Raw genomic sequence first — 17,691 nt, 5'->3', positions numbered from 1 at the left:
AAAGGATTAAGATAATGGCAAATATTGAACAACAAATCTACGCAAGAAATATTGGTGTAATAACACCTCAAGAACAAAGTAAGTTACAGAATACTAAAATTACAGTTATAGGAGCTGGCGGTGTCGGAGGTATTACTTTGATAAGCTTAGCAAGGATGGGTTTTGGTAATATTCAAATAGTTGATGGTGATGAGTTTGACCACAGCAATATTAACCGCCAAATGCTTTCTGGAATTTCTAGAGTAGGAAAAAATAAAGCTGATTGTGCTAAAGAAACTATTCTTGATATTAATCCAAGTATCAATGTCAATTCAATAAAAGAAATGGTTGATGAAAATAATATTGATGAAATAATTCTTGGCTCAGATATAGTTGTTGATGCGACAGATAACCTTGTAACTAGAGTAATAATTCATCGCGCTGCTCAGAAACTTAAAATTGATTCAATATGGATTGCTGTGACACCACCATTTAGAGGTGGAGTTATGGTTTTTAATGATAAAACCGATGATTATGAACTTGTACTTAGCCATCCTTCTCATGGTAAAGAACTAACTTCTGAGGTTAGAAAATCAATTTCTATTATCAAAGATAGACGTGCCAAAGTATCTGTTAAGCATGGAGCCTTAGCAGATTGGGCGGATGCATACGTAAGCAATAATGCCCCTTGGGCGGTAATTTGTCCCGTAGCTAATATAGTTGGAATTGGGGCTAGTTTTGAAGCATTTAAAATTGCTCTAGATAGGAAAAACCTACAACCAACCTACGCCCCAAACTTATTAAAAATAGATATGTCTCAACCAGTCATGATTGAAAAAATAACTCCTCAAAATGGAACTTGGAATAATGCAGAAATCTAAATTACTCTTTTTAACTTTAATAAGTTTTTATTTCTCTAGCCTTTATGCTAATAGCGGTATAGTTTCAAAAAACTATTATATTGAATATAATAATCAAAAAATTCACCTTAAAGAAAAAAACTCCTCAAAGAAAACTAATCAAGGTGTAATTATACTGCTAAATCCCTTAAGTATACCATCAGCTCAAGCTTTTGATGTACCTGACTATTCATTAATGGATTCATTAGCCATTAATGGCTATGATGTTTGGGCAATTGATTTTATTGGTGAAGGCTCATCATCATATCCAAACTCAATGCAAAAAAACCCTGCACCAAAAGGTATATATCCCCTTCAAGCAAAAGATGCTATTAAGCAACTAGCAAGAGCTAATGATTTTATTTTAACTCAAACCAAGCAAAAAGATTTAGCTCTACTAGGGTGGTCATGGGGTTCAATCGTTGCAGCAATGTATAGCATTGATCATCCTAAACAAGTAAATCATTTAATACTCTACGGTTCAATGTATGGTAGTCGCCTAAACACTAAAATGGATGCTATGGTTGTACAGCCATTTAAAGGTAAAAATAATAACTTTAGCGACGAACTCCCAGCTTACCAAAATATCACTTGGAAAATGATCGAACACCACTGGAAAACTATGCTTAAAAATAATAAATCAATAGTTAATCAAAAAGTTATAGACCAGGTTGGTAAAGATTATATTAAAATAGACTCAAACCCTATTATTAAAAATTCTTTACGCCGCCCTATGGGTCCTATGAAAGATCTTTTCTCAATATGGAATAACAAACCAATATATAATATTAATAAATTAACTACTCCAACTCTAGTTATTTATGGTGATCAAGACATGTTCGCAGATAGAAACTTATATAGTAAGTTAACCAATGTCAAATCAAAAAAACAAGTAGTACTTGAGCAAGCAACACACTGGCTGATTTATGAAAAAACCCGTAAACAGTTTTTAGCCCAAGTGTTAAATTTTTTAGGGAAAATGAATAATGAAGAAAGTTAAGATTCTTGATTGTACTCTAAGAGAAGGAGAACAGTCTCAAGGTGTATATTTTTCACTTGCTGAAAAAATAGCTATTGCAAACAAACTAAACCATTTTGGTGTCGATATTATTGAAATTGGTAATCCAAGTATTTCTGAAGATGACTTGCATAATTGTTGTGAAATAGTTAAATCTGTCAATAATGCTACGCTATTAGTTCACTCGCGAGCTAATATAAAAGATATTACTATCGCAAGCAAAACTAATGCTCAATGGATTGGTATATGGGCTTCCTTTAATGATATATCACTTGAAACCAAATTTAATAATAAATCACGCCAATGGATTAAAGAACAAGTAAACACATCTATCAAACTAGCTAAGGATTTTGGTTTTAAAATTAGATTTACTATTGAGGATGCATCTAGAACCTCTATAGATCAGCTTGTTGAGCTGGCTGAATTAGCTCAACAAGCTGGTGCAGACTGTATCAGCTTAGCTGATACAGTTGGAGGTTGGCATCCTAAACAGTGCTATGAAGTTATTAAATCACTCAAAACAAAACTTAACTGTCAACTTGAAATACATCTGCATAATGACCTTGGATTAGCTCAAGCAAATGCTATATCAGCAATTGAAGCTGGTATTGACATTATTGACACTTCAATAATGGGTATCGGAGAAAGAGCTGGTATCTGTGATCTAATCAATATCGCAAAAATTTTACAACATTTTTATAATTCTAAAAATTTTGATTTTAATCTTTCCCAAGATCTTACTGACAAAATCGCAAGAATAGCCCACTTTAGAGTTGAACCACACCACCCTTTAGTAGGTAAAAATGTCTTTACACACACCTCTAAATATCACACCAAAGCTGCTCAAAATAATCCAAAAGCTTACGAAATAATTGACCCAAAAGATTTTGGCCAAGAAAGAAAAATTCTTTCTAATAGTATAACTAAAACCAACGTACAGAGATTTAGCAATAATCTTGAAATATCAAAGCCTTTTATAAAAGGTGCTTCTGAGCTCTTACACCATCGTGATGGAGTCGGCTCAAGATGGGTATTTATGGATAATCGCCTTGATCCACGCAGTCAGTTATATATTATTGAAAGAACTTTCGATATTGACTATTCACAAACCTATGAAGCCCATGTAGATTCTCATGCACATAACTGCGATAGTAATTTTGTATTTATGGGTAATAATGATGATGGTTCAGGGTTAAAAGTAAGTGTTACATTTGGAAATTACCAAGACCAACACACACAAATTATTGAAAGCCCAGCATCTATATATATACCTAAAGATGTATACCATAGTTACTCCTATATTTCTGGTACAGGACGATTTTTGAATCTTGTTTTATCTCCAAATTACAATACAAGCATAGTAAATCAATAACTAATTCTTTCTTATTTATACACTCCTTCTTTCCAATGTTTACGACAAACAGACACATACCTAGTATCTATCTTTTTTAATGAATCATCGTCAACAACTATAGGATTACCTTCTTTTACTGCTTTGCCATTTTGTACCATCATATTGAAACTGGCCTTCTTACCACAATGGCAAATAGTTTTAACCTCTTCTAATGTATCTGCTATAGCTAAAAGTAATGCTGCTGTTTCAAAAGGATCGCCTAAATAATTAGTACGTAAACCATAACAAATCACTGGGATATTTAACACATCAACGATATCTGATAATTGCCAAATTTGCTCTATATTAAAAAAATGAATTTCATCTATCAAAATACAATCCAGCTGATCTTTATCATTATATTTTTCTACAAAATCAAAAATATTATCCTTATTAGACAATGAATAAGCATCTTGATCTATCCCTATACGAGATTTGACCTTATTAAGACCGGCTCTTTTATCTATTGTAGATGTTAAAATTAATGGGGTTTTATCCCTATCTTTATAATTGTAGGCAACTTTAAGAAGATCAAGTGTTTTACCCGCATCCATTGAGGAATACCTAAAATATAGTTTTGCCATTTTTTATAAAACCTTTCTTATTAAATTAATTCCATGACGAATAGGTAGAACTAAACTTTCTAAATCATCTCGTTGAAATACGTATTTATTAAAAGTATCAAGAGCTTTAGCTCGTTTATCTTGAGGATTTAAAACTTCTCCACGCCATAATACATCATCGACAATAATCAACCCATTATCAGATAATTTTTCTATTATAATATCAAAATAGTTTTGTATTTGACTTTTATCTGCATCTATAAAAGCAATATCTATTTGATTAGGTAAATTTGGTAAAATATCGATTGCATCTCCTTTAAAGTATTCAATATTTGGATACTTTGATATAAATTTTTTTGCGACATTTTCACCAGACTGATTGGGTCTATCTATAGTATATATTTTTATATCTGTAGAAATTTCAGCCATTGCAATAGCTGACATTCCTGTAAATGTACCCACATCAACACATAATTTTGCTTTTGTAATAAAAACCAAAAATTGTAGAAATTTAGCAACTATTTTTTCAGATAACATTTGAGCGCCATGGACATTATCTTTAGTATAAGTACTAATTTGATCTAAATTAATAGATAAATTACTAGTATGTTGAAGACAATATTGCCATATATCATCCTGAGTAAATTGATTTTGCTTCATCAGAAATTAAATTTAGTAAAAGACTTTTAGTATTTTGCATTAATAAGCTTTATTAGTCTAGTTAGCAAAAGTGCTTTTAATTAAATTTTATGGTAAAATTTATGCGCGTTTTATTATAATAAATCTCTAGTACTCTTATAGAAAGATTAAAATAACAAAAGAATTTAAAGGTTTAAATTAAATGAAAGAAGAAAAAAAAGTTTTCATAAAAACTTTAGGTTGTCAAATGAATGAGTACGATTCACAAAAAATGCATGACGTGCTCAATGAACATTATACAACTATAAAAACTGATGATTATAAAAGTGCTGATATTGTTTTAATAAATACCTGCTCTATCCGTGAAAAAGCTCAAGAGAAAGTATTTCATCAACTTGGTAGATGGAAAAAACTTAAAGATAAAAATGAACATTTAATCATTGGTGTTGGTGGTTGTGTAGCTTCACAAGAAGGTAAAAATATTATTAAACGAGCTCCTTTTGTAGATTTGGTTTTTGGACCTCAAACTATTCATAGACTTCCAGAAATGATTAAACAAAAAGATGAAACTAAAAAATCTCAAGTAGATATTTCATTTCCAGAAGTTGAGAAATTTGACTTTTTACCAGAGCCAAAAGCAGAAGGTGTAAAAGCATTTGTATCTATTATGGAAGGTTGTGATAAATACTGTTCATATTGTGTAGTACCATATACACGTGGGCCTGAAGTAAATAGACCTTTTGAAGATGTGTTAGGTGAGTGTGCTGCATTAGCAGAACAAGGTGTTAGAGAAATTACCCTTCTAGGACAAAATGTAAACCACTACATGGGCCCTATGGAAAATGGTCAAATAGCAGATTTAGCCTTATTAATTCATTTTATTGCAGAAATTGATGGGATTGGTAGAATTAGATTTCAAACCTCACACCCAGTTGAATTTTCAGAGAATTTGATCGATGCTTATGCAAGCGTACCAGAACTAGCAAATCACCTCCATCTTCCAGTACAACATGGTTCAGATAGAATACTTATCAATATGAAAAGAAACCATACTACTCTAGAATTTAAACAAAAAATTAGAAAGTTAAGAGCTATTCGTTCTGATATTACAATATCATCTGACTTTATTGTTGGTTTTCCAGGTGAAACAGAGGAAGACTTTCAAAAACTGCTTAAATTAGTTAAAGATATTAATTTTGATCAATCATTTAGCTTTATTTATAGTAAACGTCCAGGTACTCCAGCATCTGATTTACCAGATGATACCCCTATGGAAGTAAAAAAAGAAAGATTAAAAAGATTACAAGATTTACTAAATAGTAATGCTCAAATAATATCTAGACAAATGGTGGGCACAGAACAACGTATATTAGTAGAAGGAACCTCTAAAAAAGATGACAATGTCCTAGCGGGTAGAACAGAAAATAATAGAATTGTTAATTTTATAGGCAATAAAGCTTTGATTGGACAATTCACTAAGGTTAGAATAACAGAAAGCTTACCCAACTCTCTAAGAGGAGAAGTAATTTAATATATGAATAAAGCCCAACTTATTATAGAACCATATAACTATGACTCTATGATGTTACTTTGTGGTAATCTTGATGAAAATATCCGTGCCATAGAAAACTATTTCCATGTTGAAATAAAACATCGTGCTGATGAATTTGAAATAACTAGTGATTCAAGTACAAATAATACTCAAGCAAAAAGGTTTATTAAGTCTTGTTATGCAGAAATTCTTTCTGGAAACACCGATTTAGACCTAAAACAAATCACTACTATATTAAATGCTACAGCAAAAGAAAAAATTGCCAATGATTCTAATCCTAAGCAAAATCAACCACAAGAGACCGAGATCCAGCTTAGAGGAAAAAAACTAAAAGCAAGAACTCAAAATCAATCAATCTACCTAGATCATATAAATAATAATTTTGTAACTTTTGGAGTAGGACCTGCTGGTACAGGCAAAACTTATATGGCTATAGCCTGTGCAGTAGCAGCATATGAAAAAGGTGAGGTCAAAAGAATTGTACTTGTTCGCCCTGCTGTTGAGGCTGGCGAAAAACTTGGTTTCCTACCTGGAGATTTAGCTCAGAAAATTGACCCTTATCTACGTCCGATGTATGATGCTTTATTTGATTTTATGGGTGTCGAAAAAGTAACTAAACTAATTGAAAAACAAGCAATAGAAATTGCTCCTTTAGCATATATGCGAGGTAGGACAATCAATGACTCCTTCGTAGTATTAGATGAAAGCCAAAATACCACCAAAGAGCAAATGAAAATGTTTTTGACAAGAATAGGGTTTAATACCACAGCTGTTATAACTGGGGATATTACACAAATTGACTTACCTAAAAATGTGACATCAGGCCTAAATCATGCTCTTTCAATACTTGAAAATATTGATGGAGTTGCTATTAGCTACTTAAAATCTATTGATATTGTCAGACACCAAATAGTTCAAAAAATAGTCAATGCTTATGATAAACATGAAGGTAATGTTTAAATCATTTTTTAGATTTCCTACTTAGCTAATTACTTTTACTAAAACCTGCTGAAAAAAATCTTAATATTCCAGATAATGCAGATACTCCTAACACAGTACCTCCTAATATTTCGTGATTTTTGATGATTAATAAGGTTGAAGACCCTATAACAGCAAATATTACAATAGTCGCTAGAAATATATTTAGCATATTAAAACTAATGGCTTTATTTTCTAATTCTAACTGTTTGTTTGTATTAGCATGCCTACTTTGTTGTTCATTAGATACAATATTAATAACCTTATCAGCAAGCTCAGGGCTAACCTTATGTAATTCTATTAAGCTCTTACTATCAATAGGTAAGCTCTCAATATTTAAATTCTGTTGATAATTTACTGTAACCTTAGAGGTAAGACTTTCATCATTATTATAACTACCTGATTGTTCTAACTTGCTCATATGCTTTTGAAAAATCCTTTGATAAATTAGCTTTATCAACTTTGAAACCATTATTAATGTTGTTATCTGTATTATATTTATTTATAAAATATCCAGTAGGATAGTTTGTAGATAAAAAAATGGCATTAAATAATTTTTTTAACATATCCATTTAATAGCTCCTATTTATATACTACAGTCTACGATATTTATATATTAACATATTGCAAATATTTGTTCTATTTTATATTTTTTTAAGCTTTTCCTTAATAACTATAAAATCCTTTAAAATAAACTTTTATTTAAGATTAGTTAAATGTTTGCATTTAAGTTTTATATATTTTACAGCCAGAATTTATTATTACTTTGTACTAGTATTTAACATGAAAAGAAGTTATTTTCTCCATGTTTTGCAAAAGTATAGTTTTTTATTTTTAATCTATATGATCTTGTGCCTGTGTGTGATACCCTACTGTTAACCACTAAGTCAAAATAGACTAATATTTTTCTATGTAAGCTCTTTTGTAAACTTAGTTTATGGTATAAAATGTTAACTGATGTACTAAAAAAATGTATAATGCATTATATTTAAATACATAAAACTAAAATTTTAAATTAAAACATGTCAATAACAAGGATTTATATATTTATGTATGAGGTTCTATTTCATGTGTTAAATACTTATAACAAGCATGAAGAGAGTGCTTAAAATGGATAAATTTGACTTAAATATTATTAATGAAGATAACTACCACATACCGGATCATAACTTACTTTTAAAATGCTTAAAACTAGTTGCTCAAAAACATAATATCAATCATACTGAAGTAAATGTAAACATTGTTTCAAATGATGCAATGCAACAAATAAATAAACAATTCCGTAATAAAAATAAGCCCACAAATATTATCTCCTTTGAATTTGAGAAACCTCAAGGCTTACCTGATGATATCATCGATAATTTTTTGGGAGATATTGTTATAGCTCCTAGAGTATTAGAAATAGAAGCTAATGAACAAAGTAAAAATATTAATGAACATTGGCAACATATTTTCATTCATGGTTTGTTGCATTTATTAGGATATGATCACCAAAATGATCAAGAAGCAAATACAATGGAAGATTTGGAAATAGAACTACTAGCTGAATTAGGAATAGCCAACCCATATTTTATACAAGAGAGTTAAAATGTCAGATAATAATCCATTTATAAAAAAATTAACTTCAAGCATTTTTAATATTAAAAATGAAGATGCTCTTATAGAAGCTATAAACAAAGCAGCCAGTAATGAAGTAATTGATAAAACTTCACAAAATATGCTAATAGGAGCTATGAAAATATCTTCCCTTGATGTTGATGATATTATGATATCTCACACTAAAATAGTCGCTGTTGATATGTCAATGTCAGTTAGTGAAATACTTGATAAAACTATCAACTCAAGCCATACGAGAGTTCCAGTCTACTGTCAAAATAAAATCGAAGTTTTGGGTATACTTCACTCTAAAGATCTTTTAAAACTAATTTTTGAAAAAGAAATACAATCAGCACATGCTCAAGAATTAAAGCCTGAAGATATTAAAAACATTTTAAGGCCAGCTATTTTTATTCCTGAAACAAAAAAACTTAATGCTATGCTCAAAGATTTTAAAAATAGCCAAAATCATATAGCTATTGTTGTTGATGAATATGGAGCTATTTCTGGATTAATAACTATAGAAGACGTTTTAGAAGAAATTGTTGGAGATATTGAAGATGAATTTGACACAACTAGTGAAGATATCATCAAAATAGCAGATAATAAATACATCATCGATGCTACTACTTCAATAGAAGATTTTAATAAGTATTTTAGTACTTCTATAGATGATGATAGTGATTATGATACAGTAGCTGGATTGATTATTCAGACTCTAGAATGTTTACCAAAAAAAGGGGATAACATAGTTGTGGATGGTTTAAAATTCACGATTCAAGAAGCTGATAGCCGCAAGGTTGTTAAAATTTTAATTGAGAAATTCAAAAATAATGAAAAAAATAATCTTTAAAATACTCCCTCCAATCTTAAGCGGTATATTACTTACATTTGCTTTTGCCCCATTTAGAATTGATATATTAGCAATCATACCTTTAATATCACTTTTTTATATGCTAAATAAGTGTACTAGCATACGCAGTGCTTTCTTTATTTCAGCCTTATTTGGCATTGGTTTTTTTGGCACAAGTATTTCATGGGTGTATATAAGTATTCACCTATTTACTGAATCTATGGCAGCAGGTATATCAGCAGCACTTGCCTTAGTTATTTTGTTAAGTTTTTTACATATAATTCCTTTTGGAACTTTTAGTTATATCCTCTCTAGAAATGCTAATAATTTTGTAAAACTTTTACTATACCCAGCCTTATGGACATTGTTTGAGATAGTAAAAGCTAACCTATTATGGGGAGGTTTCCCATGGGTTTCTTTAGGTTATTCACAAACAGAATCACCTCTAATCTGGTATGCAAATATTGGTGGAGTATATTTAGTTAGCTACATAGTTGCTTTTATAGCGGCAATAATAGCCTTTTACTTATGTAATAAAATTACCATTAAAAAAATTATTATAATTCTAAGCTTTATGGCTTGTTTCTATCTGGGAGGCATAATTATTCACTATTACCAGCCTTCATTAACAACTAATAAATCTCAAAAAGTAGTTTTAGTTCAAGGGGACTTTGGTCAAGGCTTTAAATGGGAGCATGAAAATTTTGAAAAAATGCAAGAATATTATGAAAACATAGATAAACAATACAATAATTCATTAATAATACTCTCTGAAAATGCAATAGTTTCTTTCAGGCAATATATGTATCCTTATTTCAAAAACCTAACCACTATAGCTAACAAAAATAATAATGCTATGCTTATAGGCTCGTTAAGTATTGATCAGGCATCAACAACTAGGGCAAAAATTTATAACAGCTCGATAATGTTAGGCAAAGGAAGCGGGACATATGATAAACATCACCTAGTACCATTTGGAGAATATTTTCCGATTAAATTTTTTGGTTATGTAGATAGTGCTGGTCTTAGTAACTTTAATGCTGGCAAAAAAATACAACCTCTCATGCAAGCATTTGGATATTCCGTGGCTAATTTCATGTGTTATGAAACGGCATATCCAGAGCAAATTAGAGATCAACTACAAGGAGCGGGTTTTATCTCAATAATTAGCGATGATTCATGGTTTGGTGACTCTATAGCTCGTTATCAACAACTACAAATATCACAAGTTCGAGCAATAGAAAATTCTAAATATGTTCTTTCAACTACAAGTAATGGTATAACAGCTATCATAAAACCTAATGGTGAAATTATAAAAGAAATTCCTAAAGATATTAGAGCAAACCTTGTCGGTAAGGTATATATTAATCACGCTAAAACAATATGGACTTTTGTTGGTATGACACTAGTTTGGCTATTGATAATATTTAGTATGATAATTGGGCTAATTATAAAAGAAAGATCCCAAAAATAAATATTCTAACCAAGATTTTTCCTATAAAGAACACAATCAACATTTTTTAGTGTTTGTCTACGAACATAACTCATTCCAGCTTTTTTCATAACAGCTATCGAAGCCAGATGATCAATCGTTGCAAATGCAAAAATCTCACTAAATTCCAAATTATCTTTTGCCCAATTCAGTAAAGTTACCGCTATCTCTGTTGCATAGCCTTTTCCCCAATATTGATGATCTAGTAAGTAGCCTATTTCTATAGCATCTAGCTCTTCCGCATAAGCAAAGCCTGCTCGACCAATACAAGTACCTCTCTCATCAAAAACCATAAAAATAGGAGCCTTATATTTTTCATACCCACCTACAAACCTTTCTATCATTTTTGGAATATCTTTTTCTGATAGAGCCCCATTAGGAAAAAATTTTCTATTTATTGGGTTTGTATCTAATAAAACCGATAAGTTTTTATCCTCTTCACTTCTTGACATTAAACGATATTTCAATCTTGTAGATTTTGGTAATTCCATAAATAAAATCCTTAACAGTAAAACTTAACAATCTTATGATGTTGTAATACAATAACATAAACCTAATTGTTTGTTATTTTAAGCTAAAACCATGCTAGAGACTAATTATAAAAATGCTAAAGTACTGTTTTTTGGTTCAACTAATTGTGAGATGACTCAAAAGGCGATTCGTTTTTTAAAATCTCAACATTGTCAAATTACTGAATACTTAACTGACTATACTCCAACTGCAAATAAACAATCTTTGCTTACAGAAGATGTCAAAAACTGGTATGGTGATTATATAATTTGTTTTAAGACATTATTTTTAGTGCCTAGTTGGCTAATTAACAAAGCTAGTATTAATGGTATTAACTTTCATCCAGCACCCGTTGAGTATCCTGGCAGAGGTTGTATAAACTTTGCAATTTATGATAGATCTCCTACTTATGGTGTTACCGCACATATTATTGATGATGGTATAGATAGTGGTCAAATTTTAGAATGTAGGCGTTTCCATATATTTAAAAATGATGATTTTTTAAGCATTTTTGAACGTGCGCAAGCAAAAATGATGGATCAATTTTATGATATTATTACAAGCATACTTAATGGAGGACAAACACATATTAACACTCTAATAGCCAAATCAAAGCATGAGAAATGGAATGGTAGGCACCGAAAAATATCTCAATTAAATGAAATGCTAACAATTAAACATGATACATCTAAAGAAGATTTAGAAAAAATAATACATGCAAGTGATTTGGATAACAAACCACCTGTAATTTATAGTTAATCCGATAGTTATTTGACAATAATGTTATAATATTTAGAAAAAATGTCATCATATAGCCAAGATTTCAGAGATATCGTAATAACTAAATATAAAGAAGGCCTAACAGACAAAGAGCTAAGTAATTTTTTTAATATAGATATCCGTACTACTAGATCTTGGATAAACTTATACGAGACAACTGGTGATTATAAATCTAAGCAAGGCTTGGGTTGCGGTAGAGTAGCAACCTTTACAGATAAGGAAGCGATAGAAAGCTACTTAAGAACATATCCAGATGCAATGGCTTTAGATATTAGAGAAGCATTAGCTCCTGAAATACCTAGAAGCACATTTTATGATTGTCTTACCAGACTTGGTTTTAGTTTTAAAAAAAGACACCTAAATATAAGCAAAGAAAAGAACAAGATAGGCAAAGTTTTATAGAGGTTGTTGAGACTATTGAACCTAACAAACTTGTATATTTAGATGAAATGGGTATGGATAATAAACAGTCTGTACTAAGAGGATGGTCTCTTGTTGGTAAACCTAGCTATGGTGAAGTTATTGCTTATCAAACTCAGAGAAAAAGTATAGTTGCTGGTTATAACTATTTAGAAAAGAAGATTATAGCACCGCTAGAGTATACTGGATATACAGATACTCAAATTTTTAATCAGTGGTTTGAAGAGCATTTATGTCCTGAGTTAATTCCAAAGACTACTGTTGTTATGGATAATGCTAGTTTTCATAAGTCTCCTAAATTGGCTAAAATAGCAGAGAAGTTTGATATACAGATACTATACCTTCCTGCTTATTCTCCTGATTTAAATCCTATAGAAAAAATTTGGGCCAATTTTAAAAGAATTTTAAGAAAAGTAAATAATTCTTTTGATAATTTATCTGATGCTATTACTCACGTCTTTAGCACAATATTATCAGATTAACTATATATAAATGGTTACGAGTTTAGCTATAATACTAAGTGCAAAAAAAATATTGAAGCATTTAGCATTGCAAAAAAATATTTTTAATATACAATCTAAAAATTATTTTGATCAGCTATTCTTATTTATATGCGCTTATTCATAATTATTTTATCCTTATTTTTATTTATGCCACAGGCTAACTCGGCTCTAAAAGAATCTTTTAAAAGCTTGGAGGAGCAATATGGTGGTAAGCTTGGAATTTACATAATAAAAAATAATAAATCAACTATTACCTATAACAATAATTTTTATTTCCCAATCTGTAGCGTTTTTAAATTCTTACTAGTTGGCGCTATCTTAAAACAAGATATGCATAATCCAGGATTATTAGATAAAAAAATACTAATATCAAAACAATCTATAGCTAAACTTGGATACGCTCCAGTTACTGGTAAAAATATAGGAAAAAGCTTAACCATATCACAACTTTGCTATGCAGCTATACTTAGTGACAATCCTGCTGCAAATATCTTAATCAAAGAGCTTGGTGGTATCAAGAAACTAAATAAATTTATAAAAAATATTGGTGATGAAAATACGAATATTAAAAATTCTGAACCAAAAATCAACTATACTCAACCTAGTAGCAATATAAACAAAACAACTCCAAAAGCTATAACTACTGATCTATATAAACTAACGTTTGGTAATATTCTTGACCAAAAACATAAATTAATATTCACAAAGTATTTGCAAACTAACTATACTGGTGTAAATAGGATAGCTTACAGTACCCCTAAAACCTGGATTATTGGAGATAAAACTGGGACTTGTAGCGAATATGGAGCTACCAATGATATAGCTATAATATGGCCAAAAGATTCAGAACCTTTTGGAATTGGGATTATGTATACAAGCCTTAATAATAAAAAATCTCTTAGCAATGAAAAAATTATTCAACAAGCAACTAAATTAATCATAAAAGATCACTATAAATAAGCTGTTCGCCACATTGAAGAAACATTCTCAACAACTACACTTCGATTTTTAATATTAGTTAAGAAGTGCAGTCCGGTACGTTTTTCAATATCTTCTATAGATACCCTATAATTGGCAATTTTTGTTTTATTAACGCTTGAATTTGGCATAGCAAAAGCGATTGCTTTATTTTCAGATGGTACGTAAATTATTTTAAAGAAATAATCTGGCACTGCTATTTTATTATCACCAATAGTTTTATGGATCTTTTGTTTTTTATATATTGGTCCAGTATAAACATATATATTATTATACATATTTGCCCAAATACGCTCATCTCTTTCTAAGCGCTCCCAGCCTTGCCTATTCAAACCAGCCTTTTGTGGAGACATATTTGATAATAAAAATGATTCATCTGCTGATCTTTTACTAAAGTCCATAGATGCGTATGATGCTAAGTGACCTCTATCATAACCAGAATGAGAATAATCATCTAATGTAGCTCTATATACAAATGGAACGTCATCATCCTCTTTAAACTTATCATTACGCTCAAGTTTATTGGCTACTTTAGCTTTTGTAAGTTTAAATGCAACCCAGCTAGCTTCTTTAGTTGCATAATTATAACCAACCACATAACCATCTCTACATAAATAAAGATTTATTTGAGCCAAACCTTCTGTTACACCAAAACTAGGATTGCCATAGATTAAAAAATCATGGCAATAGTTTGTAACTGCAGGCAATACTCTTTTAGGTGCATATTGTTCTAAATTATCAAATTGATTTACTTGTTGTTTTTTAGCTTCCTCACTTTGAGAAAAAAACTTTGCAATTATATTTTCATTATCTTTCGAAGTATAATGTTTTATAGGTTTGCTACTAGTGAAATAATTATAAACAGCATGTCTAAAGTTTATAAATTTTTCCTTTAAATCAAATTTATCAAGGAATGCTCCTGAAAAACCCCCACAAATAGCTAAACCAAGTAATATAAATATTTTGATATATCTAAAGTTAGAATTTTTATTCTTATTTTTACTATTTTTCTTATGAGCCATGCTTATTTAATATGTCTAGTTTTAAACAATAAGAAATCTCTAACGTCTTGATCCTCTACCAAAGGCAAAACTTCCTTTCGAATCTTACTATAGTAACTATTTATAGCTTTTTTCTCAGTATATGTAAGCATCCATGTCTCTATAAGTTTATATTCATAAGGAATCAAGGTTAAATCCTCAAAACAATAAAAAGGCCCATGACCTGTTGGAGACTCTTGATTACGCTGCTTTACATAACAGAGATTTTCTATTCTAATACCAAATTCTCCAGGAAAGTACGCTCCAGGTTCATTACTTAAAATCATACCTGGCATTAGCTCTACCTTAGAAGCAGAATTTATCCTTTGAGGCCCTTCATGAACTCCCAAAAAACTACCTACACCATGGCCAGTCCCGTGACCATAATCAGCACAAAAGTGCCAAAGATGCTCACGTGCAAGTATATCAAGCTGAGAACCAACAGTACCTTTGGGAAATACTGCCCTACCTAGACCTAAATGCCCCTTTAAAACTAAAGTATAATACCTTCTATGTTCCTTTGTTGGGCTACCAAAATGCAGTACTCTTGTAATATCTGTAGTTCCATCTTTATACTGTCCACCAGAATCACATAATAAAGGTGCTTGATCATCTATTTTTTTTAGATGTGAATCTTTTTTAGCCATATAATGTATAATTGCACCATTTGCAGCATGGCCAACTATATATGAAAAACTATCCTCAACGTAACCTTTTTGCTTAGCACGAAACTCTTTGAGCTTAGCTGAGGCTTCAAGCTCATTAATACCTTGATAATTATTTTCCATCCAATGCCACCATGATATAAATGCGGCAGCATCTTTCTTATGCGCATCTTTTGCCCCGTTTATTTCGATAGAATTTTTCAGAGCTTTACTAAGTATTATTGGAGAATTATCTAAAAATATTTCACTCTTTTCTTGCTGTTCAATAGCTTGTTTCATTGCATAACTTGCACTTGAAATATCTAGTAGATATTTAGCTTCATAAGTTGTTAAATCTTCAAAAAATTGTAGGTATTTTTTTATAAGAATATTATTTGAATCAAGATAGTCTTTTACTTCTGTATTAATTTTAGAGTCATCTATATAGAAATAAACTTCTTCTAGAGTAATAATCAAATAACTAATTGCTAGAGGTGTATGACTAATATCTCTACCGCGTATATTAAGTGCCCACATAATTTCATCTAAACTAGAAATAACTAATGTATTTAGCCCTTTTTCTTTAAGATCTTTACGAATAGTATTAAGCTTGGACTCAATAGATTGGCCTGCATACTGTATTTCATGAACAAATATTTTTTCAGTTGGTACTGGTACAGCTTGATCTAATTCTTGCTGCACTAAGGCAATTAGGTTTTCACTATCAAAAACAACTTTACCACCATTTTTATTAGCAATTTTCAATATATTCTCAGCTCTAATAATCCCTATTTTTTTAGGGTCTATAGCTAATGTCTTATCTGTAAAGTTTGCACCTAACCATTCTTCTATTTTAGAGGCAAAACTTGTTTGCTTAAGTAAGGTAAAATCTTTTTTTTCTAATTGATAATCTGCCTGAGTAAAATATCTACCGTCAGCTGACAAATACGCATGGTCAGTAGTTACTAATACATCTCCCATCGAACCATCAAAGTTACTTATCCAAGCACGATACTGCCAACACTTTGGTACATATTCGTTATTATGATCATCAATTGAAGGTACTAGATAGAAATCATAGCCTTTTTGTTGCATTATTTTTTTTAACATTTGTAGTTTTTCTGACATACTATTCCTTTTTAAAGTTTACTCAAACCACACAAATGTGGCTTGCCTACCTGTGACACCCTCTTTTCGATAAGAATAAAACATTTTATTACTAAATGTACAAAGCCCAGAATCAACAATATCAAAACAATGATTATCATTTAATATCTGTCTAGCAACAAATTTCATATCAAAAAAATACTTATCTTTACTTTTCGAACGAAAAGCTTGGCTAAATACTTCATGTTGATCTACAAACTTATCGTATATATCTACACCAACCTCATAATAATTTTCTGATATACATGGACCAAACCAAGCAACTAAATCAAGTCCTACAAACTCTTTCAATGCTTTTTCTAGTATACCTTGAGATAAACCTTTCCAACCTGCATGCAACGCAGCAACTTTTGTCATTTTTTTATCAAATAAGATTATAGGCAAACAATCAGCTGTTAAAACAACACATGCTTGTTTTGGTTTATTTGTAATGATAGCATCACAAAACCCAGTTTTATATTCATCAAAATTTTTTATAATATTTGTATGATTCTGCCTTAACCACTTTATATCAGCATCTATATATGATTGAAATAAATTACGATTTTTCTCAACTACTATACGCTCATCACCAACATTATCTGCTAAATTAAATTTAGCATACTTTTCCTTACTAAAACCTTGAGTATTATTAGTATATCCTAGCTTTAACCTTGAAAATGATGTGTTAATAAAAATTACTGACAT

General features: G+C 30.5%; 19 protein-coding genes. 11 read left to right on the top strand and 8 right to left on the bottom strand.

All coding sequences use genetic code 11. The features are described from left to right. Positions 1–14 precede the first annotated feature (14 nt). From ACR0PV_RS04340 to ACR0PV_RS04330, 3 genes are read left to right on the top strand one after another with little or no spacing between them, the layout of a single operon-like run. Complete coding sequence (locus ACR0PV_RS04340; RefSeq protein ID WP_488173743.1) at positions 15–860, top strand: HesA/MoeB/ThiF family protein; 846 nt, start codon at positions 15–17, stop codon at positions 858–860. Beyond that, complete coding sequence (locus ACR0PV_RS04335) at positions 847–1,878, top strand: alpha/beta fold hydrolase (RefSeq protein ID WP_488173742.1); 1,032 nt, start codon at positions 847–849, stop codon at positions 1,876–1,878. Before ACR0PV_RS04340 ends, ACR0PV_RS04335 begins: the two co-directional genes overlap by 14 nt. Continuing rightward, on the top strand, positions 1,865–3,268 hold the full coding sequence (locus ACR0PV_RS04330) for a LeuA family protein (protein ID WP_488173741.1): 1,404 nt from the start codon (positions 1,865–1,867) through the stop codon (positions 3,266–3,268). The genes ACR0PV_RS04335 and ACR0PV_RS04330 overlap by 14 nt, the downstream gene beginning before the upstream one ends. A gap of 11 nt (positions 3,269–3,279) precedes the next feature. Here the strand turns inward: ACR0PV_RS04330 and ACR0PV_RS04325 are convergent, their stop codons facing one another. After that, positions 3,280–3,873 (bottom strand): thymidine kinase, encoded by a 594-nt coding sequence (locus ACR0PV_RS04325; RefSeq protein WP_488173740.1) that lies wholly within the window; start codon positions 3,871–3,873, stop codon positions 3,280–3,282. A gap of 3 nt (positions 3,874–3,876) precedes the next feature. Beyond that, entirely contained in the window at positions 3,877–4,512 is a 636-nt protein-coding gene (locus ACR0PV_RS04320; RefSeq protein WP_488173739.1) for an O-methyltransferase, read from the bottom strand. 181 nt (positions 4,513–4,693) lie between these two features. Between ACR0PV_RS04320 and miaB the strand changes: the two genes are divergently transcribed. Continuing rightward, on the top strand, positions 4,694–6,022 hold the full coding sequence (gene miaB / locus ACR0PV_RS04315; protein ID WP_488173738.1) for a tRNA (N6-isopentenyl adenosine(37)-C2)-methylthiotransferase MiaB: 1,329 nt from the start codon (positions 4,694–4,696) through the stop codon (positions 6,020–6,022). 3 nt (positions 6,023–6,025) lie between these two features. Continuing rightward, complete coding sequence (locus ACR0PV_RS04310; protein WP_488173737.1) at positions 6,026–7,003, top strand: PhoH family protein; 978 nt, start codon at positions 6,026–6,028, stop codon at positions 7,001–7,003. A gap of 25 nt (positions 7,004–7,028) precedes the next feature. Here the strand turns inward: ACR0PV_RS04310 and ACR0PV_RS04305 are convergent, their stop codons facing one another. Together ACR0PV_RS04305 and ACR0PV_RS04300 are read right to left on the bottom strand one after the other, a co-directional pair. Next, on the bottom strand, positions 7,029–7,442 hold the full coding sequence (locus ACR0PV_RS04305; protein WP_488173736.1) for a hypothetical protein: 414 nt from the start codon (positions 7,440–7,442) through the stop codon (positions 7,029–7,031). Next, positions 7,417–7,593 carry a hypothetical protein gene (locus ACR0PV_RS04300; RefSeq protein ID WP_488173735.1) on the bottom strand — a complete coding sequence of 59 codons (177 nt, stop codon included), beginning with the start codon at positions 7,591–7,593 and terminating at the stop codon, positions 7,417–7,419. The genes ACR0PV_RS04305 and ACR0PV_RS04300 overlap by 26 nt, the downstream gene beginning before the upstream one ends. A 520-nt stretch (positions 7,594–8,113) precedes the next feature. Here ACR0PV_RS04300 and ybeY point away from each other — a divergent pair. Genes ybeY through lnt form a run of 3 tightly spaced genes read left to right on the top strand, consistent with a single transcriptional unit; the run spans position 8,114 to position 10,944 of the window. Continuing rightward, the gene (gene ybeY / locus ACR0PV_RS04295; RefSeq protein WP_488173734.1) at positions 8,114–8,608 is read left to right on the top strand and encodes an rRNA maturation RNase YbeY; all 495 of its coding nucleotides are present in this window, start codon (positions 8,114–8,116) and stop codon (positions 8,606–8,608) included. A 1-nt stretch (position 8,609) separates the two neighbouring features. Then, positions 8,610–9,470, top strand: a complete 861-nt coding sequence (locus ACR0PV_RS04290) for a CorC family transporter (protein ID WP_488173733.1) — start codon at positions 8,610–8,612, stop codon at positions 9,468–9,470. Beyond that, the gene (lnt, locus tag ACR0PV_RS04285; protein ID WP_488173732.1) at positions 9,451–10,944 is read left to right on the top strand and encodes an apolipoprotein N-acyltransferase; all 1,494 of its coding nucleotides are present in this window, start codon (positions 9,451–9,453) and stop codon (positions 10,942–10,944) included. Before ACR0PV_RS04290 ends, lnt begins: the two co-directional genes overlap by 20 nt. A 5-nt stretch (positions 10,945–10,949) precedes the next feature. Here lnt and ACR0PV_RS04280 read toward each other — a convergent pair whose 3' ends face one another. Next, positions 10,950–11,453: a GNAT family N-acetyltransferase gene (locus ACR0PV_RS04280; RefSeq protein ID WP_488173731.1), complete on the bottom strand. Its 504-nt coding sequence runs from the start codon at positions 11,451–11,453 to the stop codon at positions 10,950–10,952. A gap of 91 nt (positions 11,454–11,544) precedes the next feature. Between ACR0PV_RS04280 and ACR0PV_RS04275 the strand changes: the two genes are divergently transcribed. The 3 genes from ACR0PV_RS04275 to bla all read left to right on the top strand — a co-directional run bounded on the left by ACR0PV_RS04275 (position 11,545) and on the right by bla (position 14,135). After that, positions 11,545–12,231, top strand: a complete 687-nt coding sequence (locus tag ACR0PV_RS04275) for a formyltransferase family protein (protein ID WP_488173730.1) — start codon at positions 11,545–11,547, stop codon at positions 12,229–12,231. A gap of 42 nt (positions 12,232–12,273) precedes the next feature. Then, positions 12,274–13,154, top strand: a protein-coding gene (locus tag ACR0PV_RS04270) for an IS630 family transposase (RefSeq protein WP_488172194.1) whose coding sequence is annotated in 2 segments (ribosomal slippage) — positions 12,274–12,598 and positions 12,598–13,154 — 882 coding nt in all. Because the reading frame shifts where the segments join, the coding sequence is not laid out codon by codon here. 129 nt (positions 13,155–13,283) lie between these two features. After that, positions 13,284–14,135 carry a class A beta-lactamase gene (gene bla / locus ACR0PV_RS04265; protein WP_488173729.1) on the top strand — a complete coding sequence of 284 codons (852 nt, stop codon included), beginning with the start codon at positions 13,284–13,286 and terminating at the stop codon, positions 14,133–14,135. On the opposite strand, the gene ACR0PV_RS04260 is transcribed toward bla, so the two are convergent. Genes ACR0PV_RS04260 through pgeF form a run of 3 tightly spaced genes read right to left on the bottom strand, consistent with a single transcriptional unit; the run spans position 14,126 to position 17,691 of the window. After that, positions 14,126–15,175, bottom strand: a complete 1,050-nt coding sequence (locus ACR0PV_RS04260; RefSeq protein WP_488173728.1) for a DNA/RNA non-specific endonuclease — start codon at positions 15,173–15,175, stop codon at positions 14,126–14,128. The genes bla and ACR0PV_RS04260 overlap by 10 nt on opposite strands. Positions 15,176–15,177: 2 nt before the next feature. Then, positions 15,178–16,965, bottom strand: a complete 1,788-nt coding sequence (locus ACR0PV_RS04255; protein ID WP_488173727.1) for a M24 family metallopeptidase — start codon at positions 16,963–16,965, stop codon at positions 15,178–15,180. A gap of 18 nt (positions 16,966–16,983) precedes the next feature. Beyond that, positions 16,984–17,691 (bottom strand): peptidoglycan editing factor PgeF, encoded by a 708-nt coding sequence (gene pgeF, locus ACR0PV_RS04250; protein ID WP_488173726.1) that lies wholly within the window; start codon positions 17,689–17,691, stop codon positions 16,984–16,986.

This window comes from Francisella sp. AG1 (assembly GCF_057683165.1).
Note: the sequence above shows the minus strand (reverse complement) of the source record. Positions and strands in the feature narration are given on the sequence as shown.